Raw genomic sequence first — 12,163 nt, 5'->3', positions numbered from 1 at the left:
GGAGAGTATCGCAGAAGTTTAGCGCAAAGGTTAGGAAAACCTGAAAAAGGTCTTCAGAGGTCCCTGATCTTGTCGGCGCGCAGCGGGCAGGCGAGGTAGACGCCAAATTCCTGACCGATATCAGCGCTGACCCGTGCGTGCACTGCACCCTGCCGGTCGAGGAACCGCTGGTTGTCTTCTATCGGAAATATCCCCTCGTGCCAGATACCGGGATGGATATACAGCCCGCGCGAACCGTCGCACCAGAACGCCACCACCTTTTCTGGTGTCAGGTTGTCGCCGGGCAACGCGGCAGGAATGATGAAGGGTTTGCTGTCGAGCGGCCAGAACATCTGCCCGCCATCCGGGTGATAGTTCATGTGCCACAGCAGCACCTGATCGCGGGGCGCTGTTTGGCGGCTTGTCTGTGCCTGCTGCGGATCGGTGGACCAGCCGAGGACATAGTGGCCATTGACCGCTTCGTTCTCGCCATAAAGCACGTCACCCTTCCACTCACCGCGAAAGGTGCCTTCGACCCAGCCGCCTTCATCGCCGGTGCCTTCGTCAATCGGCCGCCAGCCCTGCTGTGGCCAGCGGGTGATCTCGATCTCGAACCCTTCGGGATCATCGACCAGACACCCGTAACCTTTGACCGAGGCGTCCGTTGCGCGGATCAGGGGAACCTCGTGCCAGGGCAACGAGGGTTTGGTGCTAGCTTCAAAGATGTATTCCGGGGCGTTCATGCGGCCTCCATGTGTTTGTCGACCATACGCTGCACCATCGGCGCAAAATGTGCAAAATCCGGGGTTTCCATATCCGCGCGTTTGCCGGCCTCATCCAGATAGCGGACCTGAATGATCTCCTTCAGGTTCGGGTTGGCTTCGAACGCGGCAACTTCTTCGGCGCTCATCGGACCACCTTGCAGTTCCAACGTGTGAACCGACGCCGCGGACAGACGATTGAAATACTCGGGTTTGGTAGCACACAGATACCGCTTGGCTGCCACGTGATAGCGGCAGCAATCGGTGATGACCGAGGGGAAGAACTGCTCCAGTACCTCGGCGCCCGCGTCCTCATGATGACGGTCTTCGGTGTCATCCGGGTGGTAGGTGCCGAACTCGGATGTGAAATGGCCGATGTCGTGCAGCAAGGCGCCCACGATGATTTCCTCGGGCATCCCGTTCTGCTCGGCAATGGTTGCGCCTTGCAGCATGTGCTGGGCCATGGTGACAGGCTCACCCAGATACTCTTCACCGCCGCGGCGTTCGAAAATGCTCCCGATGAAAGCAACGATATTGTCCCGGTTCAGGGTCGAGAAATCAGGTTTCATTCTGCCGCCTCCGGCTGCGCCATCTCCATCGCCGCCAGTGTGGACAGCAACCCGTCCTTGTCGGCGTAACATCCCTGCAACCAGCGCGACCCGGCCCCGGAATAGCCAAGCCGCGCGTGCAGGACGCGGGTGTTGTCGACGATAAAGCTTTCCCCCGGTTCCAGTTTGAAGGAAACGCCCATCGCCGGATCGTCGATGATATCCCCCAATTGTCGATAGGCGGCGTAATAAGCCTCCATCTTGTCAAACGGTACGTCTATGAAAGGGGCAGAAGAGCGGTTGTTGAAGCGGATGCCGATCAGCTCGCCATCCGGTGACAACTCGATCATCGGGCGGCGCGACCGCAGGCAGACCCCGTCCGAGCCCTTGTATTCGAACCGCGCCGGATATCCGGCCAGCAGGGCAAAGCCTTCGGGGTTTGCGTCACGCAGTTTTTCAATGGCGCGGAAGCCGTCAACAACGATGGACTCCCCGCCTTCAGCCGAGTTTTCCAGACAATAGAGGATTTGCAAGGTCGGCACCGGGTCGCGATAGGGGTTGTCGGTATGCGCCTGAAGGCCAAGCCCGGTATAGGCAAGGTTTGTCGGGTTCACCTCGGTCCGCACCTCGAAATAAGGGCCGTAATTGGTTTCGCGGACATAGCCGAACAGGTCAGCGACCTTCAGCAGCGATTCAGGCTCGGTCGGGCCGCCGGTCAGCTTGGCAAAGCCGAAACCGGCCACAGCGGCCAGCCAATTGCGCTTGGCCGCCGGGCTGGCATGGACCTCGTTCCAATCGCCGCTGGGCGCGGCGATGCCACTTTCCCAGGTCGTGATGCCGGGGGCGATGCGACCCAGCGCAATGTCATGGTCGCGGTCGTAGCTGTTTTCGGCCAACCAGTCCGCCGGGAAGGTAACGGTTTTGCTCTCAGGCTGGAACGTGACTTGCAGGTCACCTGCGACCACCTCGGCTGAACTGACCGAGATGTCGGTGGGAATATCGCCGATGGTGATCAGGCGCTGACCATTGCCTGGCGCGCGGGTATCAGCGTCCAGCGCGTTGTCGCGCAGCCAGATGGCGTGGAAACGGGCCTTGGCCCCGGTGTCAAACGCGACTGTAACAATCGAGGTGTCGTGGGTGGCGGTGCGCAGCATTGGGGTCTCCTGTTCGGCGCGAGCTTTGGTTGAGCTGATACGCCGTTCGTGGCATTACGACAATTAATCCTTATTTCGGCTGAGGCTTGGAAAAACTAATGGCTAAAAACAAGACCGGATTACCGCCGTTGGATTGGTTGCGCGTGTTCGAAGCCGCCGGGCGTCTGGGCGGGTTCTCGGCCGCTGCGAAAGAGTTCGGGTTGACGCAGGCCGCTGTCAGCCAAAGGATCGGCAATCTTGAGGCGTGGCTGGGCCGGTCCCTGTTTGTGCGCGAGGCGCGCGGCGTGTCGCTGACGGTCGAAGGAGAAAGCTATCTGCCGCTGGTGCAGGACAGCCTGCTGGCGTTGGAACGCAACACCGAAGATCTGTTTGGAAAATCACCACGCGAACTCAGGGTCGCCGGGTTGTCGTCAAACATTCACGCCCTCGTTGTACCAGCCCTGCCTGTGTTCAGGGACCTGCGCCCCGAGGTGCGGGTGATGACCGACTCGGTTGCGCGCCGGTCGTCGCTGGACGAGGAACGCACCTGGCTGCAAATCCGCTATGGTCGCGGCGTGTGGGCCGGGCGCGACGCGGCATTGATCGCGCGCGAGGTGCTGGTGCCGATGGCCGCACCGGGCGTTGAATGGGGTGCCCCCCTGATCGATCTGCGCGGCGAGCGTCCGGGCTGGCGCGAGTGGGTCCGGAAATGCGGGCATGGCGACGTCGCGCTATCACATGTCAGTTTCGATTCGATGGAACATGCCGTTTCGGCGGCAAGGCGCGGGATGGGGATCGTGCTGGGCTCGGTTCCGCTGGCGTCCGGTGATCTAAGGGATGGCCGGTTGCGCAGGTTAGAGCTGCCAGAGCTGCAAACCAAGGACGGGTATTGGCTGACATGGCCCGAAGATCGGGTGCAGTCCAGAAAACAGCGCGCCCTGATCGATGATTTTCTGAAGGCCCTGCGCGGCTGAGGGCCTAGAAATCGATGGCGATGCCTTTCTTTTCCCAGTCGCCGTAACGGGCGGGGTCCAGCCCATCGCGCCCTCCCAGTTCCTTGGGCATTTCCCTGGCCTCGGCCTGGGCTTTTTGGCGGCGTTCTTCCGCTTCGGCCAGCGCGCGTTGGGCGGCGGGGGGCAGGTCTTTGCGGTCGTCACTCATGACATCGGGTTCCTTTCCGTGCATAGCCTTGATATACGCCCGCGTCCGCCAATGGCAATGCGGGCACAGGTCACATGAAGGCGGTACCATGACAAACAGCGCGACAGCAGCACGGCGCAGCGCAATCTATCTGTTGGATCAGGTTCTGGGCGAAGGCCGCCTGTTGTCTGAATGCCTCGCTGCGGGCGCTTTGGATCGATTGGGGCCAGAGGATCGCGCGCGTGCCCAGCGGCTGGCATCCGAAACCCTGCGTGGGCTGGAACGGGCTGACCGTCTGCTGGACAACCACCTGAACCGAACGCCCGCCCTGACCGTACACAACGCGCTGAGGCTGGGCGCGGTCGAGCTGTGCAACGGGGAAGCCGCGCATGGGGTGGTGAACTCCATGGTTGAAATCATCAGCCGCTCGCGCAAGCACGGGCGTCTGAAAGGGCTGGTGAATGCCGTTTTGCGCAAGGTGGCGTCCGAGGGTCCCGAGGCATGGCCGAAAATGCGTGTCCCGCGCCTGCCGGTGTGGTTGCGAGAGCCTCTGATCGCGGCGTGGGGTTCCGAAGCGGTTGCCGGAATGGAACAGGCGCATTTCGCGGGCGCACCACTGGACCTTACACTGAAGCCGGGGGCAGAAGGCCCTCCGGGCGAAAAACTGCCCACCGGGTCTGTGCGTATTCTGGATGCGGGTCAGGTCTCGGCCTTGCCGGGATACAAGGCTGGGGATTGGTGGGTTCAGGACGCGGCAGCCGCGCTGCCGGTGCGTGTTCTGGCACCGAAGGCGGGCGAGAAGGTGTTGGACCTTTGCGCAGCTCCGGGCGGTAAAACCATGCAACTGGCCGCGGCGGGGGCGGATGTGACGGCGCTGGATGTATCCGCGGCGCGCACCGAACGCGTGCGCGAAAACCTCGCCCGGACCGGGTTGCAGGCAGAGGTTATCGTGGGTGACGCGCTGGACCATCAGGGTCAGTACGACGCAATTTTGCTGGACGCGCCCTGCTCGGCCACGGGTACGATCCGCAGGCATCCTGACTTGCCGTTTGCCAAGGATGGCTCGGAATTTGGCGGATTGATCGAATTGCAGGCGCAGATGCTGGCCCATGCGTGGACGCTGCTGAAACCCGGCGGGCGGCTGGTCTATTGCACCTGCTCGCTCTTGCCGGATGAGGGCGAGGTTCAGATCGAAGACGCGCTGGGCATGTATCCGGACATGCGTGTTGATCGCGAGGCACTGAAGCTCTCCGGCATCGAAGACAATTGGATCACCGAGGAAGGCGGCCTGCGTCTGCGGCCCGACTACTGGCCCGATCGCGGGGGTATGGACGGGTTCTATATCGCCTGCCTGAACAAATCCGCCTGAGCGCACGCTTTTCGATGACTTGACGATCGGCGCGGTCTATCGTTGGGTCTCAAGCGCCAGCAGAGCGCAAGGGGCAGAGTAACACGCGCATGTCAAATTCGGACACCATGGCCAGTCGGTGGATGCGGTTTCAGAACCGTTTCTATGCGCGTCTCAGTCAACGGCAAAAGGCCGCCACGGGGTTTGTTGCGCAGCCTCAGCCGCGCACCGTTGGTTCGTTTGCGCGCGGGCGGCAGCTGGTTGCGGGGAATCTCTTGTTCGCCGGCTATCTGGTCGAGGCAGACGATACCGCGTTGTGGGATGTCGTTGCCCCCAGCGCCGGCTTTGATGAGGAACGCCATGGTTTTGCATGGCTGGATGATCTGGCCGCTGTCGGTGATATGCGCGCACGGGAAAAAGCGCAGCGCTGGGTCTGGGGCTGGATCGAGGCGCATGGCCGCGGGCAGGGCCCGGGCTGGGTGTCTGACCTGACCGGGCGGCGGGTGATGCGCTGGATCAACCATGCACTCTTTCTGCTGCGCGGGGCAGATGAGAAGCAAAGCAAACTGTTCTTTCGGTCTTTGGCGCAGCAAACATGGTTCCTGTCCAAGCGCTGGCAGGCCGCGACACCCGGGTTGCCGCGTTTCGAGGCGCTGGCCGGTCTTGTGCAAGCCGGGTTGGCGCTGGAGGGGTTGGAGCAGATGGCCGATCCGGCCCTGCGGGCTTTGGCTGGTGAATGTGACCGGCAGGTGGATGCGCAGGGCGGTATTCCGACACGCAACCCGGAAGAGCTGCTTGAAGTGTTCATGCTGCTCAGCTGGACGTCGGCGGCGCTCAGCGATCTTGGACGCGGTACACCTGTCGCGCAGGCCAAGGCGATCAAGCGGATCGCACCGACCTTGCGCAGTCTGCGCCATGCGGATGGCGCGCTGGCGCGGTTTCACGGCGGTGGGCGCGGGGTCGAAGGGCGGCTGGAACAGGCGCTTGCGCAAAGCGGCGTCAAGCACAAGGCGGCGACCGAACTGCCAATGGGCTATGCCCGCCTGTCCGCAGCACGCACCACGGTGATCGTGGATGCCAGCGCGCCGCCGTCCGGAGCGGCCTCATTCAACGCGCACGCATCCACGCTGGCGTTCGAGCTGACCTCGGGGCGTCGCCCTTTGATCGTGAATTGTGGATCAGGGGCCAGCTTCGGGCTGGATTGGCGCAGTGCCGGGCGTGCGACCCCATCTCACTCAACCCTGTGTCTGGACGGGTTCTCGAGCGCGCGGTTGGCCAACCCGTTGCCGGGCCGCGAAAGTCAGGCGCTGGTCGATGCGCCGCGGGACGTTCCGGTCGATTTTGAAGATGCGTTCGAAGGCATCCGTTTCATGGCTGGGCATGACGGATATGTCAAAGTCTTCGGGCTGACCCACGCGCGCACATTCGAATTGCGCTTTGACGGGCGTGAGCTGACGGTCGAGGATATTCTGCTGACCGCAACCGACAAGGCCAAGCGTCAGTTCGACAGGGCGATGGACGCCTCGGGCCTCAAGGGCGTTGGCTATGACATCCGTTTTCATCTGCATCCTGACGTTGACGCGGCGCTGGATCTGGGCGGGGCGGCAGTGTCGATGGCGCTCAAAAGCGGCGAGATCTGGGTTTTCCGCCATGACGGCGTGGGAAAATTATCCGTAGAACCAAGTGTTTATCTTGAAAAAGGACGTTTAAAGCCACGCGCGACAAAACAGATCGTTCTATCTGGCCGCGCAATGGAGTATGCGACGCGCATCCGGTGGACGCTGAGCAAGGCGCAGGATACAGCCTATGCCGTGCGCGATACGCACCGGGACGAGCCCAAGTTTGACTGACGCCAAAAGGACCTTTGGACCCATGACCGACCTTCACCCCGTGCGCCGCGCGTTGCTTTCCGTTTCCGACAAGACCGGGCTGATCGAGCTGGGCAAGGCGCTGTCCGAGCGCGGGATCGAACTGTTGTCGACCGGCGGCACCGCCAAGGCGCTGCGCGATGCAGGGCTTGAGGTTCGCGATGTCAGCGAAATCACCGGCTTCCCCGAGATGATGGATGGCCGGGTCAAAACGCTGCACCCGATGGTGCATGGCGGGTTGCTGGCGCTGCGTGACAATGACACCCATGTTGCGGCGATGGAGGAACATGGCATCGGCGCCATCGACCTGCTGGTCGTAAACCTCTACCCCTTCGAGGCAACCGTCGCCAAGGGCGCGGGCTATGACGAATGTATCGAGAATATCGACATCGGCGGCCCGGCGATGATCCGCGCGGCCTCAAAAAACCATACCTTTGTGAACGTGGTGGTGGATGTCGAGGATTATTCCTCCTTGCTGGATCAGCTGGAAGAAAACTATGGCAAGACATCCTATGGCTTCCGCCAGTGGCTGGCGCAAAAGGCCTATGCCCGAACAGCGGCCTATGACGCCGCCGTGTCGAACTGGATGGCCGATGCGCTGCAACTGGACGCCCCAACGCGCCGCGCATTTGCTGGTGAGTTGAAGCAGACCCTGCGGTATGGCGAAAACAGCCACCAGCAGGCAGCGTTCTACACGGACGGCACCAACCGCCCCGGCGTCGCCACCGCCGTACAGCATCAGGGCAAGGAACTGAGCTATAACAACATCAACGACACGGATGCGGCCTTTGAGCTGGTGGCCGAGTTTGATCCGGCGAAAGGCGCGGCTTGCGCCATCATCAAACACGCCAACCCTTGCGGTGTAGCCACAGGCGCAACCCTTCTTGAGGCGTACAAGGCGGCATTTGACTGCGACCGTACTTCGGCCTTTGGTGGCATTGTTGCGCTGAACCAGCCGCTGGATGCAGAAACAGCGCAAGAGATTACGGGCATCTTCACCGAGGTTGTGATTGCCCCCGGTGCCTCGGACGAGGCCAAGGCGATTTTTGCCGCCAAGAAAAACCTGCGCCTGCTGACGACCGAGGCGCTGCCGGATGTAACCGAAGGTGGAAAAACCGTCCGTCAGGTGGCCGGCGGGCTGTTGGTGCAGGACAAGGATAACGGCTTTGTCGGCATGGACGACCTCAAGGTCGTGACCAAGAAAGCCCCGACCGACGCGCAGATGCGTGACCTGTTGTTCGCGTGGAAAGTGGCCAAGCACGTCAAATCCAACGCCATCGTCTACGTCAAGGATGGCGCAACCGTGGGTGTTGGCGCGGGGCAGATGAGCCGTGTGGATTCGGCTCTGATCGCGGCCAAGAAAGCCGAACGTATGGCTGAAGCACTGGGCTTGCCGCAGCCGCTGACCATCGGTTCTGCCGTGGCATCGGATGCGTTTTTCCCCTTCCCCGACGGGTTGATGGAAGCCGCCGAAGCGGGCGCGACCTGCGTCATTCAGCCGGGCGGGTCCATGCGCGACGATGAAGTGATCGCCGCAGCCGATGAGGCCGGTCTGGCGATGGTCTTCACCGGTATGCGTCATTTCCGTCACTGATGCGGTCACGCCTGCTTCTCTGGGCGGCCTTGGCCGCCTTCGCGATCGACCAGATCAGCAAATATCTGGTCGTTCACGTCCTGCGCGTGGCTGAACGGCCCGACGGTATCGACGTTCTGCCGCCGCTGCTGGTGTTCAAATACGGCGAGAATCGGGGCATCAATTTCGGCCTGTTTCAGGGCGACTCTGAGGCCGCGCGCTGGTTTTTGATCGGTGTATCCGTGGCGATCTGCATCGGTGTTCTTGTTTGGCTTGGTCGTTCGATGCGTTCGAAATTCATGTTGCTCTGTGGCGGTCTGCTGATCGGCGGAGCGCTTGCGAACGTGGTCGACCGGCTCCTTTATGGGTTTGTTCTGGATTTCCTGAACATGTCCTGCTGTGGCATCAACAACCCGTTTGTGTTCAACTTGGCGGATGTGTTCATATTCGCCGGAGCGCTGGGGCTGGTTTTGTTTGACGGCAAAAAGCCCTCGTGACGCGCGGAATGATATGCGATAAAAGCGCCAGAAACAGGCTGGAGACACCAATGCGGATGCCGCGCGCCATATTTGTTCTGACATTTGCCGCTGCGGTCGCGGCATGTTCGAATCCCGGATTGCGGGATCTGGCGCCTCCGGGACAGGGTCCGGATGAATTTTCGGTATTGCCGGTCAAGCCGCTGACACAGCCTCAGGATTACGCGTTTCTGCCGGCACCCACGCCGGGTGGTACGAATCTGACAGACCCGACCCCCAAAGCCGATTTGGTGGTCGCGCTGGGTGGTAATGCCGCCGCCCTGAACCCCAACGCTGGTGTGCCGTCGTCGGATGCGGCGCTTGTGACGGCGTCCAGCCGTTATGGCGTGTCACCCGATACGCGGCGGGTGGTCGAAACCGAGGATGCCGCATTCCGCAAACGCCGGGGCCGCTGGACCGGTCTGCGCCTGTTCCCTGTCGACCGCTATAATCAGGTCTACGAACGCCAGTCGATCGATCCGTATTCGGAAACCGAAGCCGCCCGCCGGGCCGGGGTCGAGACCCCGACCTCGCCCCCGAATGAATAATTCTTAACTTTCCGTCATCGGGCTTGAACCCGGGCCGCACCACCGTAGTTTGAATGACAGAAACGAAACGGAGGATGCCCCATGGTTCGGGCCCTTGCCTTGTCGGCTGCCCTGATCGCCACCACACCGGCTTTTGCCGAGGGTGGGAAAGAAGCGGTCACCACATTTACTTTGGACAACGGCATGGATGTCGTCGTGGTCGAAGATCACCGCGCGCCTGTCGTGCAGCACATGGTCTGGTACCGCGCCGGATCTGCGGATGAGCCGATCGGATCGTCGGGTGTCGCGCATTTTCTGGAACACCTGCTGTTCAAGGGCACAGATACTTTGGCGCCGGGTGAATTCTCGGCCACCGTTGCGGCCAATGGTGGTAACGACAACGCATTCACTTCGTATGATTACACTGCCTATTTCCAGCGCGTCGCCGCCGACCGGCTTGAGCTGATGATGCGCATGGAATCGGACAGGATGCGGAACATTCGCCTGAGCGAAGAGGACATCGTGACCGAGCGCGATGTGATCCTTGAGGAACGCAACCAGCGCACCGAGAACAACCCGCGCGCCCTGTTCGGCGAACAGATGAGCGCGGCACAATACCTCAATCACCGTTATGGCGTGCCGATCATCGGCTGGAAGCACGAGATGGAAGAACTGGAACTGGAAGACGCACTGTCTTTCTACCAGACCCACTATGCGCCCAATAACGCCATTCTGGTTGTCACCGGAGACGTTGATCCTGCCGAGGTCCGCACTTTGGCCGATCAGTATTACGGTGTGATTCCGGCCAATGCGGAATTGCCGGAACGGATCCGGTCGCAAGAACCCCCGCAAAACTCCGAACGCCGTCTGACATTCAAGGACCCTCGCGTGGCGCAACCCTATGTTCAGCGCAGTTATCTGGCGCCGGAACGCGATCCGGGCGATCAGGAAAAGGCGGCAGCCCTATTTCTGTTGGCGGAGCTTCTGGGGGGCAGCACGACCTCGTATCTGAACGAAAAGCTGCAATTCGATCAGAAAATGGCTGTTTATACCGGGGCGTTCTATCGTGACGTGTCACTGGATGATACAACATTCGACCTGTTGGTGGTTCCCGCCGAAGGGGTTTCCCTGCAAGAGGCCGAAGATGCCATGGATCAGGCCGTGGCCGATTTCATTGCCGAAGGTGTCGACGAGGACAATCTGAACCGCATCAAGATGCAGTTGCGGGCCGCGCAGACCTACGCGCGCGACAATGTGGACGGGATCGGCAACCGCTATGGCCGCGCCCTGACCAGCGGCCTGACAATACAGGACGTGCAGGCATGGCCCGATATCCTTCAGGCCGTGACCGGAGACGAAATCATCGCCGCCGCCCGCGACGTTCTGCAACCCGAGGCGTCGGTCACCGGCTGGCTGATGCGCGATGATGAGGTGACGCAATGAAACGGTTTCTCGCAACGCTGATTGCCTGTCTGGTTGCTCTGCCCGCTTTGGCCGAGATCGAGATTGAAGAAGTGACCTCGCCCGGTGGTATCACCGCATGGCTGGTCGAGGATCACTCGATCCCTTTCACCGCGCTTGAGCTGCGCTTCCGTGGCGGTACGTCACTGGACGACCCGGACAAGCGCGGCGCGGTCTATCTGATGAGTGGGCTGATCGAGGAAGGTTCCGGTGAAATGGACGCGCGGACCTATGCGCGCGAGCTTGAGGCGCTGGCCGCATCGTTCCGCTATAACGCCGGTGACGACACGGTTTCGATTTCCGCGCGATTTTTGACCGAGAACCGGGATGAGGTTGCCGACCTGCTGCGTGAGACGATTCACGAACCGCGCTTTGATCAGGACGCGGTCGACCGTGTGCGCGCGCAAATCCTGTCCGGGCTGCGATCAGATCAGACCGACCCGAACGAGATTGCAGGCCGCAACTTTGCCCAGATGGCCTATGGCGATCACCCTTATGGATCGGAAGGCAAGGGCACAATCGAAAGCGTCTCGGCCTTGACACGGGATGACGTGGTAACGGCGTATGAAAGCGTTTTTGCCAAGGATCGTCTTTATGTGGGGGCTGTCGGCGATATCACGGCCGAGGAACTGGGCGCATTGCTTGACACATTGCTCGCCGACCTGCCGGAAACGGGCAAGCCCATCCCGGGCAAGGCCAACGTGACCATCCCCGGTGGGATCAGTGTTGTCGAGTTTGACACCCCGCAATCCGTTGCGCTGTTTGGCCATGCCGGAATAGATCGGGACGATCCTGATTTCTTTGCCGCCTATATCCTAAACCACATCCTGGGCGGTGGCGGGTTCGAAAGCCGTCTGATGCAGGAGGTGCGCGAAAAGCGTGGCCTGACCTATGGGGTTGGAACCTATCTTGTGCCCAAGGATCTGGCCTCGGTTTACCTGGGGTCGGTGTCATCGGCCAATGACCGCATTGCCGAGGCGATAGAGGTTATTCGCAACGAATGGGCGCGCGCCGCCGCCGAAGGGGTGACGCAGAAGGAACTGGACGATGCCAAGACCTACCTGACCGGCGCTTATCCGTTGCGCTTTGACGGCAACGGGCAGATTGCCGGGATCATGGTGGGGATGCAGATGGAAGGATTGCCCATCGATTATATTGCCACCCGCAATGACAAGGTGAACGCGGTCACACTGGAAGATGTAAACCGCGTTGCATCCGAACTGTTGGACCCGGACGGCCTGCATTTCACTGTTGTTGGAAAGCCGGTTGGGCTGGAAACTACCAACTGAACTGCAAGGGGTGAGTTGCGG

Annotated in this window: 12 protein-coding genes; 8 read left to right on the top strand and 4 right to left on the bottom strand. The window is 61.2% G+C overall.

The annotated features are described in order from the left end of the window. Positions 1-53 precede the first annotated feature (53 nt). Genes I9188_RS08720 through I9188_RS08710 form a run of 3 tightly spaced genes read right to left on the bottom strand, consistent with a single transcriptional unit; the run spans position 54 to position 2,442 of the window. Positions 54-722: an ureidoglycolate lyase gene (locus I9188_RS08720; protein ID WP_209505088.1), complete on the bottom strand. Its 669-nt coding sequence runs from the start codon at positions 720-722 to the stop codon at positions 54-56. Further along, positions 719-1,309, bottom strand: a complete 591-nt coding sequence (locus I9188_RS08715; RefSeq protein ID WP_209505087.1) for an HD domain-containing protein — start codon at positions 1,307-1,309, stop codon at positions 719-721. The genes I9188_RS08720 and I9188_RS08715 overlap by 4 nt, the downstream gene beginning before the upstream one ends. Continuing rightward, entirely contained in the window at positions 1,306-2,442 is a 1,137-nt protein-coding gene (locus I9188_RS08710) for a TauD/TfdA family dioxygenase (RefSeq protein ID WP_209505086.1), read from the bottom strand. The genes I9188_RS08715 and I9188_RS08710 overlap by 4 nt, the downstream gene beginning before the upstream one ends. Before the next feature lie 98 nt (positions 2,443-2,540). Between I9188_RS08710 and I9188_RS08705 the strand changes: the two genes are divergently transcribed. Next, positions 2,541-3,395: a LysR family transcriptional regulator gene (locus tag I9188_RS08705; protein WP_209505085.1), complete on the top strand. Its 855-nt coding sequence runs from the start codon at positions 2,541-2,543 to the stop codon at positions 3,393-3,395. A gap of 4 nt (positions 3,396-3,399) precedes the next feature. On the opposite strand, the gene I9188_RS08700 is transcribed toward I9188_RS08705, so the two are convergent. Further along, positions 3,400-3,582, bottom strand: a complete 183-nt coding sequence (locus I9188_RS08700; RefSeq protein WP_209505084.1) for a DUF1674 domain-containing protein — start codon at positions 3,580-3,582, stop codon at positions 3,400-3,402. Positions 3,583-3,670: 88 nt separating this feature from the next. Here I9188_RS08700 and I9188_RS08695 point away from each other — a divergent pair, with 88 nt between their 5' ends. The 7 genes from I9188_RS08695 to I9188_RS08665 all read left to right on the top strand — a co-directional run bounded on the left by I9188_RS08695 (position 3,671) and on the right by I9188_RS08665 (position 12,142). Next, positions 3,671-4,930: a transcription antitermination factor NusB gene (locus I9188_RS08695; RefSeq protein WP_209505083.1), complete on the top strand. Its 1,260-nt coding sequence runs from the start codon at positions 3,671-3,673 to the stop codon at positions 4,928-4,930. 89 nt (positions 4,931-5,019) lie between these two features. After that, the gene (locus I9188_RS08690; RefSeq protein ID WP_209505082.1) at positions 5,020-6,759 is read left to right on the top strand and encodes a heparinase II/III family protein; all 1,740 of its coding nucleotides are present in this window, start codon (positions 5,020-5,022) and stop codon (positions 6,757-6,759) included. Between the two features lie 22 nt (positions 6,760-6,781). After that, complete coding sequence (gene purH, locus I9188_RS08685) at positions 6,782-8,371, top strand: bifunctional phosphoribosylaminoimidazolecarboxamide formyltransferase/IMP cyclohydrolase (RefSeq protein ID WP_209505081.1); 1,590 nt, start codon at positions 6,782-6,784, stop codon at positions 8,369-8,371. Then, positions 8,371-8,847, top strand: a complete 477-nt coding sequence (lspA, locus tag I9188_RS08680) for a signal peptidase II (protein WP_209505080.1) — start codon at positions 8,371-8,373, stop codon at positions 8,845-8,847. The genes purH and lspA overlap by 1 nt, the downstream gene beginning before the upstream one ends. A gap of 50 nt (positions 8,848-8,897) precedes the next feature. After that, positions 8,898-9,413 (top strand): DUF3035 domain-containing protein, encoded by a 516-nt coding sequence (locus I9188_RS08675; protein ID WP_209505079.1) that lies wholly within the window; start codon positions 8,898-8,900, stop codon positions 9,411-9,413. A gap of 81 nt (positions 9,414-9,494) precedes the next feature. Further along, on the top strand, positions 9,495-10,835 hold the full coding sequence (locus I9188_RS08670; RefSeq protein WP_209505078.1) for a pitrilysin family protein: 1,341 nt from the start codon (positions 9,495-9,497) through the stop codon (positions 10,833-10,835). Next, on the top strand, positions 10,832-12,142 hold the full coding sequence (locus tag I9188_RS08665; RefSeq protein ID WP_209505077.1) for a pitrilysin family protein: 1,311 nt from the start codon (positions 10,832-10,834) through the stop codon (positions 12,140-12,142). Before I9188_RS08670 ends, I9188_RS08665 begins: the two co-directional genes overlap by 4 nt. Positions 12,143-12,163 lie beyond the last annotated feature (21 nt).

This window comes from Ruegeria sp. HKCCSA071 (genome assembly GCF_017872555.1).
Classification (GTDB): Bacteria; Pseudomonadota; Alphaproteobacteria; order Rhodobacterales; family Rhodobacteraceae; genus Ruegeria.
The sequence above is the reverse complement of the archived record's forward strand: the minus strand, read 5'-3'. Positions and strand labels throughout refer to the sequence as shown.

Coding starts and splice junctions, on each gene's coding strand:
- I9188_RS08710 (WP_209505086.1), bottom strand. CDS start 2,442: ATGCTGCGCACCGCCACCCACGACACCTCGATTGTTACAGTCGCGTTT.
- I9188_RS08695 (WP_209505083.1), top strand. CDS start 3,671: ATGACAAACAGCGCGACAGCAGCACGGCGCAGCGCAATCTATCTGTTG.
- I9188_RS08700 (WP_209505084.1), bottom strand. CDS start 3,582: ATGAGTGACGACCGCAAAGACCTGCCCCCCGCCGCCCAACGCGCGCTG.
- I9188_RS08720 (WP_209505088.1), bottom strand. CDS start 722: ATGAACGCCCCGGAATACATCTTTGAAGCTAGCACCAAACCCTCGTTG.
- lspA (WP_209505080.1), top strand. CDS start 8,371: ATGCGGTCACGCCTGCTTCTCTGGGCGGCCTTGGCCGCCTTCGCGATC.
- I9188_RS08665 (WP_209505077.1), top strand. CDS start 10,832: ATGAAACGGTTTCTCGCAACGCTGATTGCCTGTCTGGTTGCTCTGCCC.
- purH (WP_209505081.1), top strand. CDS start 6,782: ATGACCGACCTTCACCCCGTGCGCCGCGCGTTGCTTTCCGTTTCCGAC.
- I9188_RS08675 (WP_209505079.1), top strand. CDS start 8,898: ATGCGGATGCCGCGCGCCATATTTGTTCTGACATTTGCCGCTGCGGTC.
- I9188_RS08715 (WP_209505087.1), bottom strand. CDS start 1,309: ATGAAACCTGATTTCTCGACCCTGAACCGGGACAATATCGTTGCTTTC.
- I9188_RS08670 (WP_209505078.1), top strand. CDS start 9,495: ATGGTTCGGGCCCTTGCCTTGTCGGCTGCCCTGATCGCCACCACACCG.
- I9188_RS08690 (WP_209505082.1), top strand. CDS start 5,020: ATGTCAAATTCGGACACCATGGCCAGTCGGTGGATGCGGTTTCAGAAC.
- I9188_RS08705 (WP_209505085.1), top strand. CDS start 2,541: ATGGCTAAAAACAAGACCGGATTACCGCCGTTGGATTGGTTGCGCGTG.